19 protein-coding genes are annotated in these 20,825 nt (G+C 60.4%); 4 read left to right on the top strand and 15 right to left on the bottom strand.

Annotated features, from left to right (window positions below):
* Positions 1-8: 8 nt before the first annotated feature.
* From LY632_RS00875 to LY632_RS00900, 6 genes are all read right to left on the bottom strand, one after another.
* Positions 9-506, bottom strand: coding sequence for a HEPN domain-containing protein (locus tag LY632_RS00875; protein WP_234091942.1), 498 nt, complete (start codon positions 504-506; stop codon positions 9-11).
* Positions 507-509: 3 nt separating this feature from the next.
* Positions 510-1,679: a DUF262 domain-containing protein gene (locus tag LY632_RS00880; RefSeq protein ID WP_234091943.1), complete on the bottom strand. Its 1,170-nt coding sequence runs from the start codon at positions 1,677-1,679 to the stop codon at positions 510-512.
* Positions 1,680-1,833: 154 nt separating this feature from the next.
* Complete coding sequence (gene mobF, locus LY632_RS00885) at positions 1,834-4,758, bottom strand: MobF family relaxase (protein WP_234091944.1); 2,925 nt, start codon at positions 4,756-4,758, stop codon at positions 1,834-1,836.
* 59 nt (positions 4,759-4,817) lie between these two features.
* Positions 4,818-7,130, bottom strand: a complete 2,313-nt coding sequence (locus LY632_RS00890; protein ID WP_234093275.1) for a type IV secretion system DNA-binding domain-containing protein — start codon at positions 7,128-7,130, stop codon at positions 4,818-4,820.
* Positions 7,120-7,452, bottom strand: a complete 333-nt coding sequence (locus LY632_RS00895; RefSeq protein ID WP_234091945.1) for a hypothetical protein — start codon at positions 7,450-7,452, stop codon at positions 7,120-7,122. The genes LY632_RS00890 and LY632_RS00895 overlap by 11 nt, the downstream gene beginning before the upstream one ends.
* Positions 7,453-8,182: 730 nt before the next feature.
* The gene (locus tag LY632_RS00900; protein WP_050599527.1) at positions 8,183-8,404 is read right to left on the bottom strand and encodes a hypothetical protein; all 222 of its coding nucleotides are present in this window, start codon (positions 8,402-8,404) and stop codon (positions 8,183-8,185) included.
* A gap of 213 nt (positions 8,405-8,617) precedes the next feature.
* On the opposite strand from LY632_RS00900, the gene LY632_RS00905 reads away from it, so the two are divergent.
* The gene (locus tag LY632_RS00905) at positions 8,618-9,016 is read left to right on the top strand and encodes a DUF6437 family protein (protein WP_234091946.1); all 399 of its coding nucleotides are present in this window, start codon (positions 8,618-8,620) and stop codon (positions 9,014-9,016) included.
* Between the two features lie 66 nt (positions 9,017-9,082).
* Here the strand turns inward: LY632_RS00905 and LY632_RS00910 are convergent, their stop codons facing one another.
* The 7 genes from LY632_RS00910 to LY632_RS00940 all read right to left on the bottom strand — a co-directional run bounded on the left by LY632_RS00910 (position 9,083) and on the right by LY632_RS00940 (position 15,012).
* Entirely contained in the window at positions 9,083-9,481 is a 399-nt protein-coding gene (locus LY632_RS00910; RefSeq protein ID WP_196847541.1) for a single-stranded DNA-binding protein, read from the bottom strand.
* A 269-nt stretch (positions 9,482-9,750) separates the two neighbouring features.
* The gene (locus tag LY632_RS00915; protein WP_234091947.1) at positions 9,751-10,020 is read right to left on the bottom strand and encodes a hypothetical protein; all 270 of its coding nucleotides are present in this window, start codon (positions 10,018-10,020) and stop codon (positions 9,751-9,753) included.
* Positions 10,021-10,092: 72 nt separating this feature from the next.
* Positions 10,093-11,028 (bottom strand): DUF2493 domain-containing protein, encoded by a 936-nt coding sequence (locus tag LY632_RS00920; RefSeq protein WP_234091948.1) that lies wholly within the window; start codon positions 11,026-11,028, stop codon positions 10,093-10,095.
* A gap of 219 nt (positions 11,029-11,247) precedes the next feature.
* Positions 11,248-11,688 carry a hypothetical protein gene (locus LY632_RS00925; RefSeq protein WP_234091949.1) on the bottom strand — a complete coding sequence of 147 codons (441 nt, stop codon included), beginning with the start codon at positions 11,686-11,688 and terminating at the stop codon, positions 11,248-11,250.
* An 11-nt stretch (positions 11,689-11,699) separates the two neighbouring features.
* Positions 11,700-12,629, bottom strand: a complete 930-nt coding sequence (locus LY632_RS00930; protein ID WP_234091950.1) for an ArdC family protein — start codon at positions 12,627-12,629, stop codon at positions 11,700-11,702.
* A gap of 300 nt (positions 12,630-12,929) precedes the next feature.
* Positions 12,930-14,516, bottom strand: a complete 1,587-nt coding sequence (locus tag LY632_RS00935; protein ID WP_234091951.1) for an AarF/ABC1/UbiB kinase family protein — start codon at positions 14,514-14,516, stop codon at positions 12,930-12,932.
* A 4-nt stretch (positions 14,517-14,520) separates the two neighbouring features.
* Entirely contained in the window at positions 14,521-15,012 is a 492-nt protein-coding gene (locus tag LY632_RS00940; protein WP_234091952.1) for a MarR family winged helix-turn-helix transcriptional regulator, read from the bottom strand.
* Positions 15,013-15,137: 125 nt separating this feature from the next.
* Here LY632_RS00940 and LY632_RS00945 point away from each other — a divergent pair, with 125 nt between their 5' ends.
* Genes LY632_RS00945 through LY632_RS00955 form a run of 3 tightly spaced genes read left to right on the top strand, consistent with a single transcriptional unit; the run spans position 15,138 to position 19,304 of the window.
* The gene (locus tag LY632_RS00945) at positions 15,138-16,265 is read left to right on the top strand and encodes an HlyD family secretion protein (protein WP_086741073.1); all 1,128 of its coding nucleotides are present in this window, start codon (positions 15,138-15,140) and stop codon (positions 16,263-16,265) included.
* On the top strand, positions 16,262-17,833 hold the full coding sequence (locus tag LY632_RS00950) for an MDR family MFS transporter (RefSeq protein WP_086741071.1): 1,572 nt from the start codon (positions 16,262-16,264) through the stop codon (positions 17,831-17,833). Before LY632_RS00945 ends, LY632_RS00950 begins: the two co-directional genes overlap by 4 nt.
* Before the next feature lie 10 nt (positions 17,834-17,843).
* Positions 17,844-19,304 (top strand): efflux transporter outer membrane subunit, encoded by a 1,461-nt coding sequence (locus LY632_RS00955; protein ID WP_234091953.1) that lies wholly within the window; start codon positions 17,844-17,846, stop codon positions 19,302-19,304.
* Here the strand turns inward: LY632_RS00955 and LY632_RS00960 are convergent.
* Together LY632_RS00960 and LY632_RS00965 are read right to left on the bottom strand one after the other, a co-directional pair.
* Positions 19,234-19,728, bottom strand: a complete 495-nt coding sequence (locus LY632_RS00960) for a hotdog fold thioesterase (protein ID WP_234091954.1) — start codon at positions 19,726-19,728, stop codon at positions 19,234-19,236. The two genes, LY632_RS00955 and LY632_RS00960, sit on opposite strands and share 71 nt — an antisense overlap.
* Positions 19,725-20,630: an alpha/beta fold hydrolase gene (locus tag LY632_RS00965; protein ID WP_066581753.1), complete on the bottom strand. Its 906-nt coding sequence runs from the start codon at positions 20,628-20,630 to the stop codon at positions 19,725-19,727. Before LY632_RS00965 ends, LY632_RS00960 begins: the two co-directional genes overlap by 4 nt.
* Positions 20,631-20,825 lie beyond the last annotated feature (195 nt).

Below are 20,825 nucleotides of genomic sequence, written 5' to 3' on the forward strand. Positions count from 1 at the left end.
GCGCGGGATCATGGCGTCGTTGGCAAACCCTCGACGAAATCTACCAGTTCACACGCGACCTTGAACTTGTTGGCCACCGAGCCTCGCGTGACGTTATTCGTATTTGCCTCGTTCCCATGGGCAATGTCATTGCGCCACTTGATGATCTCGTTCACTTCCTTTTTGCGCTCATCAGCCTTGACCCAGCCGTCGAATTTTTCTCCCCAAGAGGGGTCGAATTGGTCGAGTATCTCGCGGATAGCATCGGCCTTCATGTTCTTTGAGTTCGGCCAACCCGTTTCAACGTATCGCCTCACCCTAGTTTGAGAATTTGCGGTTACGTGTTCGAGCAATATTTCCTTGATCGCTTGCTCGAGATACCCGGAGATGAGCACGCAGTTGTATTTCGCCCAATGCGCTTGGAGCTCAAGCTCAAGGGCGACGTCATCGGCAGTTCCGACGTCCTTCTTCAGTAGCTCGGTTATCCGTTGGCGATACCTAATCCGGTTCGCGACACGAGCGACCATGGATCAATCCCCAAATATGGCTCGGGCGCGTTCGAGACGCTTCTTGACCCGGTCCGTATCGTTCACGAACTCTTCGATTGACCATTGATAGTCGGGGTCAGCCTCAAGTTCTTGAAGCTTGGCCTTCAATTGCTCTGCGTCGGGCTCAGGGTGCGCAATAAGGTATGCGTCATAGCCTGCCATGACGGCATCGAACCGCGAAACGGTAAGCGTGTTCCCACTTCGTAGGCCTTCACGGCCGATCGTATTCGCTACCCAGGTCGTGACATCCCGAAATGCTTGCGCGACTTCCTCGACCTTCTCCGTAGACATCTCTCGATGCTCCTCCATGAAGGTGTCCAAGAAGCGCGGCATCGGGGACTTGTAGCCATCGAGATTTTCCTTCAGCGCTACGAAGCGAAGGATCAGTTCCATGTCTTTTAAGCGCGAGTGCGGTTTTCCGAACAGTTCGCGCCATGGCTCGAAATTGTTTAGATCCCGGATCATCGTGTCCAGCGGGCCGTAAAAGATGCTCGTCCGGATTTCGTGCGCCTGTAGAGGCTTTCCCGAGGTGTTCAGGCGGCGGAAAATTTGCACGATTGCCTGATTGTATTCGTGTCCCCGTTCTGGATCATCGTGAGTCGGATCAGGCTTGATAACGATCGAATGGAGCACCGCGTCAGCAAGTGCCCTAGCATCGCTATCGCTCAAGACCTTCGAAGTCGGCGCCTTCGCTACATCTTTCGAGAAATAGCAGCCCCTAAGATCTTCCTGGATTTCCTTACCCGTAAGGTAGAACTTTCCATCCATGAAATCGCCGAGCGAGCGCAGTCGTTGCTGGCCATCGACTATGTTGAGGCTCTTGGTCTTAGCATCCTGTGCCAAGAACACGTTCGGCACTGGCAACCCGAGAATAAGGGATTCGATGAAGCGAGATTTCTCCGGCCCGTTCCATACGAACCCACGCTGGAAACCTGGAATGTAGATATCTCCGCGCTTGAGCCTCTTGACCAGACCTTCCACGTCAGAGTCCCATCCATAGCTGCTAACATTGTAGCGCTTCGGTGGCTCCGGGAGTTCCTCAGATTCCTCGTCTACTTCCTCATCGTCGAATTCTTGCTCCTCGCTGTCAGCCGCATTTTGCAACTCAGCTTCGTGCAAATCATCGCTCTGTGACTCTTCACCTTCAGCCAAGGTGCATCTCCATCAACATTCATCGTCCAAAAAATGACCCTTTGCTAGTCTGAATTTCCCTTGTCGAAAAGCGATCTTTCCCAAGCAAAGGAGAAGGCTGATGGGCATTAGTCGAAGCGGCCCTGGGAGACGCCATCGGCAGCACCGACGATCGCTAAATCCCGATCTCGAAAGGCTTTACCCTTTCCTTTGTCAGTTCGGACTTGTCACTTGCAGGCGAAGCGCTGCCAACATCCTTGTCTTGTGATAGGCCCCTGGCCGCTGCCGCCTTGAGCCTTTGCGTTACTTCGAGGGCCGATGCTTTCTCGCCGCTGTTGGACTTGATAGCCCGGCCGAGTTTTTCGGCATTATCTGCAATCAGCGTAAGGCCGTCGCGAAGCCGGGTGACCGTGACCAGGAAGGTCTGCCGATTGGCGAGATTGCGTTCGCGGCTGTCCATCACCGCGATCCCGCGATCAGAGGTCAGTCCCTGCGCCATATGCGCATTGAGGGCATAGGCGAGGTCCATGCGTTTGAGCATGGGGTCGCCGCGGCTCAGGCGGAGCTCTTTGCCCGCTGATGTCTCCACCAATATGCCCTTCGTATCGATGGCCACTATCCTCGCCTGGTCGGCGTTGAACAGCCCGCGCTTGTGGTCGTTGTCGGTCCAACGGATCTTGTCACCTTCGATGATGGACAGCGATTTGCGATCGAAGAGCGACAACCGGCTTTCGTTTGCGCCCGGCCGCAAGCGCGCGGGATTGAACTTGCGAAGACGCCCTTTCCTGTCCTCAAGCACGAGATGCTTGCGGGCATGGTCGATGGTCTTGACGGTGTAGTCGCCCTTGGAGAGTTTCTGGGTGCTGTCGCGCGACCGAAAGTTGAGGACCATGCCTGGTTGGTAAGTGCGAAGATAACGCAGCTCCTCGTGTGTCACATTCACCCGCGAATGAACGGTCAGCCGGCCCGATCGTGGGCCGAGCTCGCCGTTGGCCTTGAGTCCGCGCTGGACAGCCTCGTTGACCGCAGACCGTAAGGCCCGTCCCGACGCGTAGATCGACGTCCGATCCCGATCCGCCGGGCTGAGCGAAAGCCACTTTTCGGCAGCAACAATCGCGCTGTCCCCACGAGCCTCGATGGTTGAAGGAGCAAGAGCCTGGAGCGCATCGTCGATTCGTCCCTCCTGCGCGGCGGCCTGGGCTCGCCGCAGTATGGGATCGCGGGCGCGTAAATTCACATCCATGTTGGCGCGCGCGATCCCGGCCTGCTGTACGAGGTCGAAGGGCTTACCGGCATCGACGGCACCTAGCTGTCGCTTGTCGCCGACGAAAACAAGGCGATGAACGTCTGCAAGGTTCGCCAGCCGTACCAACTTGGCCTTGTCGTCGTTCGACACCATCGAGGCCTCATCGAGCACCAGGACATGGTCTCCGAGCGCGCTCCGAGCCTCGCCAAGCAGGGAGGCATTCCCCGGCTCGTGCAGAAGCCTGCCCCATTGCGCGAGAAAGCGGGCGATGGTCATCGAACGGATGCCGGTGTCGCGCTCGAGCATCTGGACGAGCGTGTTCTGCACGGCGAGCCCCAGCACCTGCTTGCCTTCCTCGCGGAGCAGCTGGGCGACCGGCTTCATCACGCTGCTCTTGCCCGCCCCGGCTATGCCCTGGATCGCTACGATCCTGTCACGCGACGAAAGGACAAGGCTCGCCGCATCCTCCTGCCCTTCGTTGAGCGAAATTCCGTGGTTGATCGCAGCAACAGCCTGAACCCGTTCTGCAGCGTCCGTCCGATCCAGGATGGGCGACACCGCACCTCGTCCCTGGTCGACATTCGCGAGAATGGTGCTTTCAAGGTCAAGCGCCTCCCGGCTCGCCAGCCAGCCCTTGTGCTCGCCTTTGCCGGACTCGAGTGCGCCGCTTCTGACCAATGCGTTCACACGGGTTTCGACGTGGTCCACCGTTGTCGGCAGCCCAAAATCGAGCGCCGCCTTCAGCAATCCCTCACGGGGAAAGGCTGCCTCGCGCTGTGAGAGATGACGCACCGCAGAGGCCACGGCCTGTGCGGCCGCGATCGTCGGTGCATCCTGCTTGAGAACATGAGCAGGGATCAGCGGATTAGCTGGATCGCCTTTGATCCGCTGCGCGAACTCTCTCAGCTTCGTAATCCCGCGCTGAAGGAGGCTCCCTTCTTTCGAGCTGGGAATGTTCTTCGTTGCAGCCCGCATCTGCGACGCATCGATCAAACCGGCAAGGTCAATTCCAACTTCCTGGGCTTTCTGCCGCCATGCATCGAGAAGTCCGTCCCGGTCCCTGACGGGCGCCTTACTCTTCCTTGTATCGAGCACAGCGATGTCGCGGGTTTTCGGGGTGTTCTCACCCAGATGGCGTACCGCGTCGAGGACTTCTTCGCGCCGCGTTGAAAAGGCCATGACCTGCTCGCGGGCAATGCCCGCTGCTTCGAAGTTGCCATGCTTTCCAACCGGCCCAGCCTCGTAGCCCATCTTCTCGACTGCCAGACGAAAGCGAGCCATCGTCATCGAGTTGAGCAGCGTGTTGAACGACCAAAGCTTGTCGTTGCGAAGCGCGCGCCACTTTCCGTCGCTGCCTTGCGTGACATTCGCCACGACCGCGTGAAAATGCAGGTTTGGCTCCTGGTTGCGGTTGGTGTCGTGCTGGAAAAGACCAATCGTCAGGTTATCTGTCGCGACCTTCCCGTAACCAGCCTGACTTCCCATCCGGGTCTGCGCCGCGTTCTTTTCTGCCCAGCGCACGGTCTCGATGACGGCCTCCCGATAGGCATCGATAATCCGCTGGTCGCCGCCCACCAGCGCGAGCAGCGACCAGCTTTTCGGGAGCGAGAACGTGAGGTCGGTTCCCGGCCTGTGGGCCTGACCCGCGTTGCCGACCTGGATACCTCCGGGAAGTTCTCCCCGCAGCAAGGCATCGAACTGCTCGGCGTTTACGCGGCCCTCAAGACCAAGACGTTCTGCTCCCTTCCCGACCCAGGTTCCGGAACGATCGGCATCGGCGCCGGTGTAGTAATTGTCTGCCGCGAAATAGCTCGCGGCAGCCGAAGGCGAACGCACATTGGCGACGGACAGCATCCAGTCTAATCCTCGTCGGGCTCCCCTCGCGGCCAGGTAATTCCCTCCCCATTTGCCTTTCACATATCGGGTTCGAACTCGCCGAAGTCCTTTTCCGGAGGATCTGCGACCGCACCTTCACGCAGGTCTTTTTCGACCGGCGTGAGCGACTGACGCCTGTTGGCCGCCGCACGGCCTCGTTGCGTCGAACCGCCCTTTCCAGCTGCATCATCGCCGGCGGTTCCTGGTTCGCACGGATGCTGTTCCGCGCCGATTGCTGGTGCATCCTCACCGGTTTGCACGGCAGCGAGAGGTAGCGTTGGCCCCCCATCCGGATGAGCATCGGAACGGGTTTCGGCACCGAGATCACCAACAGCGCGCCCTGCATTCAGCTTTTCAAGCGGCACAGGCTCCTGCCGATCTTGCGATTCATCGGCGACACGGTGCTGCCCCTCGAGGTCGAATTTGAGCTGCTTTGTATCGACAGGCTTACCGGCACCGTCATCATTCGAAGCGGGATGCTCGTCATTCGGTTTCGAACCCGGGTTCGCTTGGGGCGTCGCTGCCGCAGGACCCTGGCCAGGCTTTATGAGCGGTTTCTCGCGGGCGATGAAACCTTCGGCAATACGACCACGTGTGCGCGGAATGAGCGAGACCGGCGCAGCGGGGAATCCGTCGGGAAACTTGATGTAGGCCGACAGCCGCGGAAGGTTCATGAACTGGTCGGGCAGGAGCAACGGCTCGATTTGTCGCCGGGGGGTCAGGCTGACTGCATCGCGCGCATTGTTGTACCCGTAGCTGTAACCCTCTTCCATGTCGCGCACCTGCCGGTGACCGATGAAATCGGAGCACCAGGTCGCTGTCTCTCGATCGGCCGTCGCCAGGATGAGCTTGGTTCGCGCAAGCGAGGACAATGTCATGGCCATGTTCTCGCCGTAGACTTCCTTGAGCTTGGCAAACGCATGCACCCCGGTGACGATCGCACCGCCGAAGTTGCGCGCGGTTTGCAGCCCCTTTTCAAGCGCCGGTAGTCGGTGAAGGGCGCCGAGTTCGTCGATCAGAAACCACATCCGCAGGTCCTGTGTGCGCTCGAGCGTCATCAGCGTATTCATCGCCGTGTCGAGCCATAGCGTGAGCAACTGCGAGGAGATGCTCATGTCGACATAGCGGGCAGAGAGGAACAGGATCGAGCCCGCCTGGCAGTCTCCTTTGACCCAGTCGCGGACCGAAAAACGCGGTCCGGATGAGGGCAAGAGCTTGAGCACTTTCGCATTCGCATTGAACACCGCGCGGATCGATTCCGCCATGCGGGCCGCCTCCGGAGCGGTCAGCGGATCGGCCATCGTTCCTCGCATCAGCTTATGCACTTCGGACAGGTCAGCGGTCATCAGCCGCCGAGCCAAGGCCTCGTTGGTCGCTGTGCCGGCACGGGCAAGATGGAGACACATCTCGACGAACAGCATGCGCGCCGCGAGCACCCAGAATTGTTCGGAACCACCCCCGTCATGGGGCACGAGCGCTTCAGCGGCGGCATGAAACTCAGCTTCCGTCGTGCAGTCGTTGAACACGCTCCATAGCGGACACCGAAGATCGACAGGATTGAGAATGATGTCGCGCGCGGGATCGTAGAAGGCCTCAATGAAAGCCCCTGTGAGGTCGAAAATAACCGCGCGCTGGCCGCGTTCACGCGCTTCGGCAACAAGTTCTGTGAGCGCCACCGTTTTACCGGTTCCGGTCGTGCCAATGAGCATGGCGTGGCTCTGTTCGAGCCGCCACGGCCAGCTCACGCCGGCGAGATGTGCGGGTTGATAATGGCCCGCTTCGGCAAGCGCCGACGAGCTCGCAAGCCGCCACTTCCAGCCGAACTTGCGTCCCAATTCCTCGGCCCGGAATGCCTTGTTGTGACGCTCGATTTCTTCTTCGAGTTCGTCGAGCGAAACAAGCATTGCGCCGCGCTCGTGCTTGCGCTCCTTCGACCGCCCGCCAAAGCGCTCGGCGAACCACCAGAACAACACGAAGGCCGGGATCAGCAGTACCGCCGAGACCAGCAAACCCTGCTTCACTGCCGAACGGAATGCTTCGACCGCCTCGCGCATTGGCGGGAACTCGCGAACAATGCCAAAGGGGAGGCCGACCCTTTCGCCGTCAAGCAATTCAAGGTTGACCAGCTTGGCCGGATCGAACTCCATGAAGGCATAGAGACTGGCGTAGATATGCATCCAGACTAGGTAGATCTGGTGATCACTCAGAGCCGAACGCACTTCCCAATAGCAGGTGCCGACGGCAACCAGGCCGGTGACAATCAGTGGACCCTTCAGGCCGGCTGCAAACATGAAACCGAAGTGGCCAAGCAGCTGGCTCCCGCGGGTGAAGTTCAGGAGATTATGCTTCATGGGAATGGCCTCCCATGTTCGCGTTGACGGGGAGGCCAAGACGCTCGAGGCGTCGCCGGTACGCCTCATGGGTACGGTCGCGCAAACTCGCGTCCGAATGACTGGCCAGAAGCGCATCGAGCGCCACCGAAATGAAGATTGCCTGGCGCGCGGGATCAAGCCCTGCGGGGCGTTCCTTCGTCTCGTTATCGCGCTGCCACGCTGCGACAATGAGGTCACGGATAAAGATGCTGACACTGACGCCATGGTCCGCGGCACACTGGCGAACCCAGTTCCCTACGGAGAGAGATACGAATGTCTGAAGCCGATCTTGTCGGGTCATGAAACAGGTTCCTTGTCGGGCCGACGGAACCTGGCTCACCTTGCGGAAGGTGCTGCTGAGAATAAATCGTGAACAACTCGCAGTCAATCGAAAGATTCAGACATTATTTCAGTGTGATAAAGAGATGTGAGTTGTCAGCGGATCAGCGCAGAGCCGCTCTACTCGCAGACGGGTTGATTTCGCCCAAAACAACATTCTTTAGCAGTAACAGAGAGATAAATCCCGAAATCGCGGGGTAGGGTGTGCTCTCTTGTTCCCAAGTGCGCGAGGTGGTCCAGTCAGTAAGGGGGATTGATCAAGGATGACTTTTCCCGATCTTCATGTTGGAGCGCGAGCAACCAGGCCTGGCACCTCTTCGGATGCAGATAGAGAGCACTTCGACGCCTCCCGCCAAAGACAGCACCTGCGAAAGAGGCAGCGGCCAAGGGCGCGTGGGAAACAAGGCAAGCGGGGCATGTCGCGTGCCCAGCTTCCCGCCGCCCGACCCGGTGCCGGTTCGCAAGTGCGCGCGGGGCCCAAGAACAAATTACGCCGCACCCTCAGGAGCGCATCGCAAGATGCGCGGGACAGAGTGCGTCCACAGCCCCGCTCCATTTATCGGGCGCCGCCGCATTGTGGTGGGCGGCCGCCAGAGCAACCGACCGAACCTGTTTCTTATGCTTGATTGGACTACCCGGCGAACAAGAAAAAAGGGCAGGAACCGTTCCCGGTTCCCGCCCTGTCGGTCGTCTCAGAATTCGTCGAGCATGCCGCCGTGGACCGTGTGGACCACCCGCGCTGCGAGATGCGCTGGCAAGATGTTGTAGTCACCTTCGTCGAGGGCAAAGTACCCGAGTTCATCATCCTCGATAACGTGCTGATCGAAGAAGCTGTGCAGCGCTCTCTTCTCGGCTGTTTCCAGAGCCTCGAAATAGCTCCGGGACGGAAGTGCGCAATGCATCGAATAAGCCATGATAATCCTCCTGATTTCTGTCGTGAGACGACAGGAGGTGCGCGCGATGGTCTTGTGCATCCCGGGTCAGGGATCGCCCGAATGGGCGACCGCGATAGCGGCGGTGGGGGTAACGATTTTGTTCGCTGCCGGATGCAATCCGGTGGCGGGCAAAATGGTGGGGCCTCGCCGTCCTTGAGGCGGGAGGCGCAAGGCCATCATGCTAGGAGAACCGTGAGCAAGAACCCACAACCTCCGCCCAATATCAAACATCTCCTGCGTGCGAATTGCCTTTCCTACACCCCGGTGACGCGGGCATGGAAACAACCGGGGAGCAGATCCGAGGGGGACAAAAGGACAAGACACATGCCCCGAAACAGGAGCGCGATTGCAGCCCTGCAAAAGCTCGAAGCAGACCGCGAGGCGCTCGACGCCAAACAGCGCGAGCTCGAAGTACAAGCGGCCAGAGAACTCGGAGAAATCATCCTGGGAAGCGGCCTCGAAAGCTTCTCGAAGAAGGGCCTGAGGGAGGTTGCCGATGAACTCGGGAAACTCGGCGAGGATGCCGCGATCGAGAAACTGACTGGGCGCGGTGCAACCCGTGCCTCGAATGCAGCGCCGGGAACCCAGTAACCACAGAAGAAGAGGCCCTGCCGCTTGCGGCAGAGCCTCTTCGTAAGGGGACGATCGGGATCGATGTCAGTCGATCTCGGGAGCGTCGGTGTTGTCGCCTTCTTCACCCGAGCCGTTGCCGCGGGAGAGAAAGTCGACCTTGTCGGCGAGGATCTCGGTGCCGTAGCGCGTGACCCCGTCCTTGTCCTCCCACTGGGTGTAGTGGATGCGGCCCTGGACCGATACCAGCTGGCCCTTGGAACAATACTGGCCGACGGTCTTGGCGAGGCCGTTGAAGCAGGTCACCCGGTGGAACTCGCTTTCCTTGGCGGTATAGCCGTTCTCGTCCTTGTAGGTCTTGCCGTCCTTGTCGCGTGCGGGGCGATCGGTGACGACGGTAATCCCGGTGACATTGGTGCCGCCCTTGGTCTCGCGGGTTTCCGGATCGCGAGCGATGCGGCCGGTGAGGATTGCGATATTGGTCATGGTGATAATCCTTCAGTTCCTCAAACCGGAGACCATCTCCGGCTTGCGAACATCCAGAAGAAGCAGGGCATGGGAGGTCTGCACCGCAGGCCTGAAGGGCCGAAGGGAAACCTGTTCATGACGGGTGGTGCGGGCAGGCGCGCGAAGCGCGACCACACGGCCGGAAAGGAACAGGTTGCTGTCCTCAGCTGACCTGGTTCAGGACTGTTCGCGAAGAACGCCGGATGGGTATCGGGTGTGGGTCTTAAGGTGCCAAGACCCTACTGCAATCAGCCTGCTCCATCGCCTTCCGATGCCGCCAGGAGATCCATGAAGTTGCGCGCCGCCTCCCGGTCTTCCTCGCTTTCGAACGCCACGTCGAGGTCGGGGGCGGACCCGAACATGTGCAGGAACGACCACAGCGCAAAGCGCTTGCCCCGGTCCTCCTCAAGGCCGAGATCGACCCGGCAGTGCTCGATGCCAGCTGACAACGTGTCGGGGGCAACCCGGGAGAGGTCGGTGGTGGCAAAGTATCGCTGCAGCAGATCGTCAAGTTGCATGACCCGTCCATAGTCGGGTCGGCGCCGAATGCACATCCGGGCATTTCGGATATGGATGATGAGGAAGGGCCCTCACGACCCGGGAGAGGTGCCCAAGAGGCCGCGACGATCGACCACGGTGATCCGGCGCATCTTGGCATCGATCACCAGCCTTTCGGTCACGCCATTGCCCGGAAAGGCGACGACGTAACGCGGACCTAGCGAAAGCATCTGCTCGTTGCGCTTGAACCCAGCGCGAGCACCAAGCCGACGATCAAGCGAGTAGGTCAGCTGCTGCACTTCGCGGCGTTCAGCCCAACTCGCGGCCAGGCGATCGGCTCCCTGGCCGTCGCCGCCATGGACCAGGAAGAGATCGGGAACCACATCGCGAACCTTGTCGAGCGTCGCCCAGATATTGTCGGCGTAGACACGCGCATCCTCGGCGCTCTCGAAGCTCTGGCGACCACCGGCAAAAACGACCGGAGTTCCTTCCGGGATCAAGGCGTGGCGCCGGTTCTCAGCGCGTGCGCGGAGGAAGTCGCGGGCATCGATCACAGCCGAGGTAAGGTGGCGCGAATGGCTCGCGCGCGACCCGGAAACGGGCTTCCACGAGGAACCGGTCTCGTCGCGATAGAGTGCTGCCGCCGCCTCACGCATCTGCTCGAAGGCCAGCATGCTGGCTTCGGCAGCCTGCGCGCGCTCGACCTGCTCTTCGAGATTGCTCGAATGCACTTCGGAGCCATCGGCGGATGCAAGCAGGACACGGATCTCGTCGCTGGCCCGGTCAAGTTGAGCCGACTTGCGGCTGGCTGCGCGGTGGAACAGATTGACCATGCCCCAGGCAATATCCTCGGCATCGGCTTCCAGGGCCGTGTCGGAAAACATCGCGAAGAGGTCGGACCATACGGCGCCAAGCGTCTGTTCGATCGCATCCTCGCAGGGAAAGTCGGTTTCGTTGAATGGGGCCGGCCTGATGTTGAGGCCTGAAAGGTCAAGGCCGCTCAACTGGTCGATGAAGCTGTCGTACATGGGGTGTCTCCTGATCGCGGGGACAAGGAGAGGAGGCACCATTGCCTCGGCCCTGTCCGCCGGAGCCCGATCAGGGCCGGGAGAAGGGGCGAGACGCACCGCGCAGCGGGAAACCTGCGGCCCTAGGCTGGCGCGGGCAACACGGGCCGACGGGCCGCAGGTTGCGGCGCGCCCCGACCGGCCCAAGGGCCTCTCCCGGCGGTCAGGGACGAGGCAGGATCAGCAGCCGGTGTCGCAGGCGGATCGGGAGCGCTCGAAGATCGCTTCGCCATTCGAGAACCGCCCGACCAGGCGCAGCTCACCGAACAGGTCGATGAACCGCCCCGACACCTGGCCAAGCCAGTGCCGTGCTCTCGCCGTTCGTGGGTTGTCGAAATCGGCTTCCCAATAGCGAGCGTCATCGCGCTCGGCGAGCCAGATCGCGGCGAGCCCGCAATAGGTCGATATGCCGCAATCGGCGAAGGCGTTGCGCAGGAGGATACGGTCCTCGCGGCCGCGCCATCCCTCGAAGCGCTCGAAAGAAGGAAAGGCCGCCTTCGCGGCATCGATGACCTCTTCGACGAGGCACTCGTAGGCCCAGTCGACATCGTCGTCTTCGCCGTCATCAAGCAGGCGAAAGGCAACCACGGAGCCAGTTGGATAGCTGACGGAACGTCCCATTTCACCGCTCCTTAGGCTGCATCAGCGAGATCGACATCGGTCTCGCCTTCGCTTGATTGGTATCCGCCCAGTCCGAGCAGCAGGCTGGCCGCTTCCTCGGCCTTGGCCGCGGCGGTGAGGATCGCGCGCTCGTCCGATTTGAGGATCTGGAGCCAGGACGCGATGTAGCTGGCGTGATGGTCGAGGTGGGTGACCGGAAGGCCCAGTTCTGCCCCGAGAATGGCGGAGGACAGTTCGGCGATCAGTTCTTCGGCAGCATAGGCGTCGCTGCCGAAGCGGTTCTTGAGGTCGCGGTCGAGCCGCGAAGAATGACCCGTCCAGTGCGACAACTCGTGTGCGAGTGTCGCGTAGTAGTGGTCGTAGGCTTCGAAGAGTTCGGCTGGTGGCATGGTGACTCGGTCGCGCAGCGGCTCGTAATAAGCCTGCGCACCGTGATGGCGCAGGTCTGCGCCGATATGAGCAAAGAAGGCATCGAGCCGGTCTTCGCGTCCTTCGGGCGCAAGTGCGGCAACCAGCGGCTGGGGATGGTAAAATGCTGGGAGGCCATCGCACTGGTCAGCGTTGAACACGGCATAGGCCTTGAGCACGCGCCGGTTCTCGGTGTCAGCTTCGCCTTCGGCGTTCTCGACCTCTTTGGTGTAGCTCTTGTAGAAGATCGCGATGGTCGATTTCTCACCCTTGCGGACCTGTCCGCCGAGCTTCTGGCACTGGCGATAGGTCATCCAGTAGGGCGAGGCGTAGCCACAGCCGTCGGCCACCATCCACAACCAGAAGGTGTTCATGCCGCGATAGGGCGTCCCGCAGGATCGCAAGGGCCGCGAGACGGGTACACCGCGCCACGGCTTGACCCAGGGCTTTGTGCCTTGCTCGAGCTTTTCGATGATGGCGGCGGTGATGCGCTGGGAAGGCGAAGTCGAAGCAGTGCGGCGGGACTTGGTCATGGGAGTTCTCCTGATCGCCGAGACGGACATGTCCCGGTTCAGGAAAAGCAAAAGCTTCCTCCCCTCTCGTCTAATGATGACGGCTTTGCGCCCCAATAGCGGCCATAAAGTCAGGCGAGGACAAGCCTGAAAGCTGCCGTTCCAAAGTTTCGTCTGATTGAGGAAAATGAGCCTTCAATCGCAATAGGTCGAAAAATTTTCTTCGCGATGCGTCTTGGTCGCTGAAGTGAGGCGTATGAAATCCTCGTTAAGTTCGGCTTTGCCGTAACGTGACCGTGCACGAATTAAGTTGCGCCGTCATTATGATTTTCGGACGAGCACCACCCCAGCAATCGCAAGCGCGCCGCCAGCCAGAGGCCAGGATTGATCGACAAGCAACGCGCTAGCCACGATCAATGCGGCAGCTAGAGGGCCTTTCAAGGACTGACGCTCATTGCGAAGTCCAGCGAGCTGCTCGATACTGAGGGGATCGAGCTGAACCGGCACATATCCAGACTTTGCGATCGAGTTCGCAGTGGCAAGTATGTCGGGCAAGGACGCCGACAACCCCAGCAGCTGACCGCGAAGTTTCTTCAAACCCGACCGAGCGCTGCCGAGCGAGAACCGCTCGGCGAGAAGCTCCGTCATGATCGGCCGGGTGTCCTCGGCAATGTTATAGTCGGGTGCCAGTGATCGGACGACACCCTCTGCCGTAAGCAAGGTACGCAGAAGGATAGCCAGATCGGGTGGCAGGACCAGTTGATAATCCCGCAAAAGATCGAAAACGCGGGAGAAAATTTGCGAGAACTCGATTCCAGAAAGCACGGTCCCCCTGAACTCTCCGATCAAATGATCGAGATCCACCGCGAGCGCATCGCGATCCACCTTCGGCGCCCCCGCCCATGCGAGCAGGACATCCGCGACTTCGCTCGTTTCCTCGCCAGCGATCGCAAGCACGAGCCGAACGATCTCGTCGCGCCTCGTCTTGGTGAGCGTCCCGACTGATCCGAAGTCGATGAAGCCGACATCCTGCTCGCCGATCAGGAAAACATTGCCGGGATGAGGGTCGCCGTGGAATTCGCCGTTCAGGATGATCATGCGCAGGACAGCGTTGGCATAGCTTTTAGCGAAAGCCGCCACCCGCGGGTCGCCGGATGGGCTGCCCAGCGAAGACGCGGGCCTGCCGTACAGGCGTTCCTGAACGTTCACCCGCAGCCCGGTCAGTTCCCAATGGATGGCCGGGGTCCTGACGCCGATGGTATCGAGATATGCGCCGATCCGCTCGCAGGCTCGGGATTCCGCAGCGAGGTCCATCTCCCAGGCAAGATTGCGGCCGAAGGTCCGCAGAAACTCGACTGGCCGGTAACGCGCGATGTCAGGCGAGCGTGCTTCTGCGATCTCGGCAAGACGCACAAGCAGGCGCACATCGGCTTCCATGCGCGCGGCGGTGCCCGGGCGGCGAACCTTCACGATGACCTCGCTACCGTCCCGTAGCTTGGCGGAATAGGTCTGTGCAATCGAGGCGGACGCCAAAGGCTGTTCGTCGAACTGCGCAAAGTCGTTCCGCCAGTCCTCACCCCAGCTTGAAGCAAGTACGGGCTCGATATCTGCGAAGGGTACTGGCGACACCTGATCGTGCAGGGTTGAGAATGCCGTGATCCAGTGTTCGGTAAACAGATCGCTTCGTGTGGCGAGGAGCTGCCCCAGCTTTATACCAACTGGCCCGATGTCACGGAGGAACGCCACAACTGCGGCCGGACGAAATTCGCGAGGATCGATGACATTGCTCGAAGAGGGAATAAATCCGAGGGCTCCGGCAAGATTCTTCGCACCGTGCCTCATTAGGATTTGGCCGATCTCCGCGGCGCGAGCGATGCTGCTGATAGGCTTTTCCGGGGGCGATGCCATGATTTTACTCAGCCTCGGCCCGGAGTTGGTCCAGATTTTCTGATACCCTTGCAAGAATCTGCTGCAACGTTTGCTTCTCGTCGGCGGCAATGTCGCGCCAAAGCAGACCATGAAGCCTATCCGCGGAGCCTCTCAGTTCGGGCAGCAGATCGTCAAGCTGCTCCGTGAGGATGAGCTGCCACGCTCGCCGATCCGTCTCAGCTTGAAGCCTTTTCATCAGCCCGCGTGCGCAAAGACCTGCAACCGCCTGGCCGATGGTCGCCGATTCCAGTTCCAGTTTCTTGGCGATTTCAGCCTGCGTAAGGGCAGGATCGCGAAGAAGTTGTCCGATGATCCTCCACTGTGTCTGATTGAGACCGATCCTGGCGACCCTCGCATCGTACACTCTGCGCGCGCCGCGACTGATCTCGTCCATAAGATAGAGAATGCGGTCATCATCGGTGATGACCTTCTGCCGACGCTGAGACCGTGACATGGTATCTGGTTTTTCATCCATAGCGCTGTGTAGTCGGATAGCCTCGGATGCCCAAATGCAAACTGCTAAATGCCTTTACTATCTGGCTCACGGCTCATAGGGCGCGAGACGCGTTCACCTTTTACTGAGGCTGCCGAAAGAGTCAGATGACCGATAACTCCAACCAACCGGAGCAGGAGGGCACAACCCCAACGAAACCGCAATCGCGGCGTGGCTTGCGCATCGTGCTAATCCTCGTTGGTCTTGCCGTGCTGCTTGGCGGGATCTGGTGGTACTACCGGCACGTAAGCTACGGACAATACATGCAGTCGACCGATAACGCCTATGTCGCTGCCGACAGCGTCGTTATCTCTTCCAAGGTAGCGGGATACGTCGAAGAGGTCTTCGTGGGGGAGAACGAGCAGGTTGCTCTCGGCGGAGCCCTCGTACAACTGGATCTGCGGGATTATCAGGCGCAAGCGCAACAGGCGCGCGCACAGATCGCTGCGACCCTGGCCGGTGCCGACACAATCCGTTCTCAGGTAGCTGAACAGGATGCAGCCATTCGCCAGGCGCGGGGCCAACTCGCCGCCGCGCGCGCAGCACTCGACCTCGCGAACGACCAGGTGGCGCGATATCGGCCCCTTGCCGCGACAGGAGCCGAACCGCGGGAAAAGCTCGATCAGTATGAGGCGCAGGCGCGGCAGGCGCGGGCCGAACTCGCCGCTGCGCAGGCGGCGGTCGCTGCCGCGACCGCTCGCCGGGGGACCCTGTTCGAGCAGATCAGCCAGACCCAGGCGCAGGCGGACGCTGCTCGCGCTCAGCTGGAAACAGCCGACCTTACGGTTGAATCGACCTTGCTGCGCGCCAGCAAGGCCGGCCGCGTCGGCGATCTCTCGGTGAGGGTGGGCCAGTTCGTGCAACCGGGTCAACGTTTGATGACGGTGGTTCCGGTGAGGGCGATCTACGTGACGGCAAACTTCAAGGAAACGCAGGTCGGCCTGATCCGGGCCGGCCAGAGCGTCAGGCTCGAAGTTGACGCCCTGCCCGACCTTGAGATCGCGGGACGAGTGGTCAGCATATCGCCGGGAACGGGCGCGGAATTTTCCATCCTCCCCCCCGAAAATGCCACCGGCAACTTTACCAAGATCGTTCAACGGATACCCGTCCGCATCGCTATCGATGCTCCCCCTGAAGTGCGGCGTCTGCTCGTTCCCGGCATGTCGGTAGTGGCTACGGTCGACACCCGGAATGCTGCCGGCGAATTGGAAGAGATCTCGAGTCGGACTCAATGACCGAGATACTGGCAGCGCAGGACACTTCGATCGGGCCGGCCGGGAGCCGAAAGAACGCAGACGTTACTGCCTGGGTCGCTGTGGCCGCGGGCGCGCTCGGCGCCATGCTCGCGACGCTGGACATATCAATCGTCAATTCCGCACTCCCCGTCATTCAGGGCGAGATCGGTGCCACAGGCGCCGAAGGCACCTGGATTGCTACGTCATTTCTCGTTGCTGAGATTGTCGTCATTCCACTGAGCGCTTGGCTCGAACGGCTGTTCGGTCTGCGAACCCTCCTCATCATCGCGGTCAGCGCGTTCACCGCATTTTCTGTGCTATGCGGTGTAGCCACCGACCTTACGACCATGATCATCGGCCGCACGGGCCAGGGCTTCATGGGCGGAGTCCTCATTCCGACCGCAATGACTATTGTGGCTAAACGATTGCCGCCGCACCAACAGCCAATCGGAATGGCGCTGTTCGGCATGACTGTGGTTCTTGGCCCCGTGATGGGGCCATTGATCGGCGGCTGGCTGACCGAGAACCTGAGCTGGCACTATGCCTTTTTCGTCAATGTGCCAGTCTGCGCAATCCTGCTGCTCCTGCTGTTTATCGGGCTGCCTCACGAGAAGCCCAAGTGGGAATATCTCACGGACGCCGATTGGGCTGGCATTCTCGGGCTGATCCTCGGACTGGGCGGTCTGACTGTTGTACTCGAGGAAGGGCACCGTGAGGAATGGTTCGAGTCCTCACTCATTCGCTGGCTAACGGTGGTGACCATTATCGGCTTTGCCTGTTTGATTTACGGACAAGTGAAAGCACGCAAGCCGGTCTTGAAGTTGCAGCTCCTGTTCAATCGACAGTTCGCCAGCGTCGCGATCATGGCGCTCGCCCTGGGCATGGTGATGTATGGTTCGACCTATGTCATTCCGCAGTTCCTCGCGATCATTTCTGACTATAATGCTTTTCAGACGGGACTGGTCATCTTCTGGATGGGTGTCCCGGCCTTTCTCCTGATGCCGGTTCTGCCTCTGATGATCCGCAAGGTGGACATCCGCATTGCCGTCGGCACCGGAATGCTGCTGATGGCGATCAGCTGCTTTGTCAGCACGAGTCTGACCGCCGAATCCGGCGGCGCTGTCTTCACTGAAGGTCAGCTTATCCGCGGGGCCGGAATGATCCTTGCGATGATGTTCCTGAATCAGGCAACGGTGGCTTCGGTGGCCAAGGAAGACGCGGGCGATGCCTCGGGCATTTTCAACGCGGCCCGCAATCTTGGCGGATCATTCGCCCTCTCGGCCCTCGCTTCGTTCCAGGACCAGCGGATCTGGCATCATAGCCGGCGGATGGAAGAGACCCTGAATGCGAACAGCGTTTCGCTACAGGACTATCTCGAAGGGCTGGCGCGAAACTTCGGCGGCATGGAGGGGGCGATGGCCGTCCTGAGCCGCACCCTCCAACGCGAGGCGTTCATAATGACCTACAATGACGTGTTCCTGGTTATGGGGATTCTGACCCTCGCGACGGTTCCGCTGGTCCTCTTCCTGAGGCCGCTTCCAAAAAATGTCTCCCTTTCGATGCACTGAGCCCTACACGATGCGCCACTTGCTACCTCCGCTTGTCACTATCGCCTTGCTAGCTGGATGCACGGCAGGGCCCGATTATGCAGGCCCCCCGGAAGTTGTGTCAGCAGACACGGGCACTCGCTTTGTGCGCGCTGGCAGTGATGTGAGCGCATCTGATCCGGTTGTCGCTCAATGGTGGCTGCTGCTCGGCGATCCCGAGTTGACGCGGCTGGTGGAGGCTGCGCTGTCCGGCAACCCCTCGCTCGCCGCAGCGCAGGCGCGCATTGCCCAGGCACGGGCATCCATCAGGCAAGACCGTGCGGGTCGAATGCCATCGCTTGGGGCACAGGCCACCACCGTGCAGGGCCGGCTTCCTGGTCTCGACCTTCAAGGCGGGGCGCCCCCCCCGTCAGAGCAAACCAATTCCGACGCAGAGACCGATGACTCGCTGAGCTTTTACAATGTGGGCCTTAACGCCAACTGGGAGCTGGAGTTCGCCGGTGGCTCGCGCAGGCGCATTGAGGCCAGCAATGCCCAAGCTGCTGCAACGGTGGCCAATGCAGAGGACGCAAAGGTCCAGTTGACTGCCCAAGTGGCCAGCACCTACGTCAATTTGCGGGAGGCCCATTTCCGCGCAGAGCAATTTGAGGCGCAGATTTCGTTGCAGGAAGAGATCCTGGCGCTGACATACCAACGCTATCAGCGCGGTGCATTGCCGCTTTTCCCGGTAGGCACCGCGAATGCCGAACTGGAGATGCTCAAGTCACAACTTGCCGAAGCTGAAGCGGATATCGCAGTCCTGTCTGATGCACTCGCTATACTGACCGGACAGGTGCCGGGATCAGTTGATGCAGCGCTCACGACTGCGCGCTCCATTCCCATGCCGCCAGAGCAGGTCGCGATCGGCGATCCGGCAAGCCTGGTGGCGCGTCGGCCTGACATAAGGGCGGCCGAACGGTCTCTTGCCGCGTCGACGGCGCGGATCGGGGTGGCCGAGGCGGCGCGGTTCCCGAAATTGTCCTTCACAGGGATCTTGGGCCTCGGCGGATCCTCGTTGGACGACGTTGTCGATGTCGGCGAATTCTCCGCACTCGCGATCCCGCGCCTCCAGTGGAATTTTCTGGATTTCGGCAGGGTAGACGCTGCGATCGACCAAGCCGGGGCAGCGCGCAACGAAGCAGTCGCCAATTACCAGCAGACGGTGCTTCTGGCACTGCAAGACGCCGAACGTGCCTTGGCTCGCTTCGGCCAGCAGCGTGTTGCGCTCGCTGCCAGTATGCAAATCAAGAAGCAGGCTGACGTCGCGGCAGACCTGAACCGCCAACGTTTTGCCGCAGGAGCGATCTCGAAGGCTGACCTCAACCGGGCCCTGCGAGAACAGCAGCAGGCCTCAGCAGACCTCGTCCGGGCAAAAGGTGCCCTTACGCTGGCGTGGATAGCGCTGCAGAAGTCGCTGGGCCTTGGGTGGCAAGAGCCTGTTCGAGATCAATAGTCCCGCCGCGCTGATCAAGTGATCCGGTTGACGAGAAGTAGGCGCCCCTGCCGCTGGCGACCAACTTGTCGTCGGGCTCGAGAACCCGGGTTTCGGCCACCGAAGTCTGTCGCCCGATCTTCACGATCTGTCCGTGAGCAGTGAGAGGTCCTGAGGTTGCAGGACGGTGGTAATCGACATGCAGATCGGCCTTCGCTCTCGCCGCGACGCCCCCGGCAAGCAGAGTATAAAGCCCGGTGAGGTCGACCAGTGAAGCCAGGATCCCTCCATGCGCCGACCCAATCATAGGGTTCGACACGATCTCTTCGCGCCATGGCATGGTGATCGCGATTGACTGGTCGGAGCATGTCGCAATCTCCAGCCCAAGCCATCGGTGAAACGGCGCGATATGCAGCATTTCCTGCAAGCGCTCTCGATCGATCATAGCTCCCTCGTCCCCTGTGGCTGAGCCGTATCGGATGAGTGATGGCGCCCTAGGAAATCGACGATAGCGGCGGAGAAGGCATCGTTCGCATCGCCCACGACCATGTGCGTGGCATCGGCAATATCGGTGTATTCTGCATGGGGGGCGAGTTGTCGCAGATGCAAAACGGCCTCTTCGGAAACAAGATCGCTAGAGCCGCCTCGGATGAGGTGAAGCGGAAGCGTGAGATTCGCCGCAGCTTGGCTCAGCATTGCCGATTGACGTTCTTGGCTGTCTGGGTCGCCTTGTCTGGCTGACATTATATTACGGATAAACACCGGGTCCCAGTGCCAATAGAAGCGCCCATCCGACTTCTGCCGCAGATAGTTTTTCAGACCATCGCTCGCGCCCCGCTTGGGACGATGCGGCATGTAGCGAGCGATCACGTCGGCCGCCTCCTCTGGTGAGGCGAAGCCGCTATCGACATGCTCTTCCATGAAACCAACCACGCGCATCACACCGCTGGGCTCCATGCGCGGGGCAATGTCGACCAATGTGAGTGAAGCAAAGCTACCTGGAGCAAGCTCCCCTGCGGCAATCAGTCCAGCGAGCCCGCCCAGTGAAGCGCCGACCAGCGCTGGCTTCTGGTCCAGGCGCGACGCTGCAGCGACCAGATCCGCCGCGAAGTCGCGCATTTCATAAGCTCCGCATGGCGACCAATCGCTGTCTCCGTGACCGCGCATGTCGAAGGCGATTGCACGAAAGCCGGCTTGAGCCAGCTCGCTGACCACCCTTCTCCACGCGCGCCGTGTCTGCCCGCCGCCGTGCGCAAGAAGGACGGGTTTAGCGTAGGCATCCCCCTCAGCCTCGGCTGTAAGAGAAATCGCGCCTGCGCCCTCAATCGTAAAGGTTTCTCTCGCCATCTCTGGATGGTAGGAAAGGCGCGCTAAATAGTAAACCGATTTAGTTTGTGGCTCTCGGCTCCGTGTTGGCTGTCCTGCAGGGCGTTTCAACGACGGCAAAAGTCTATGCCAAGAGGGGTTTCTCCAGACCATTCTCTAATGCACCGGCTTGCGATTCGGTCAGCAGTCGCTGTCCGCTTAATCCGCTCAAAGATA

This window comes from Erythrobacter sp. SDW2 (assembly GCF_021431965.1).
Lineage (GTDB): Bacteria > Pseudomonadota > Alphaproteobacteria > Sphingomonadales > Sphingomonadaceae > Parerythrobacter.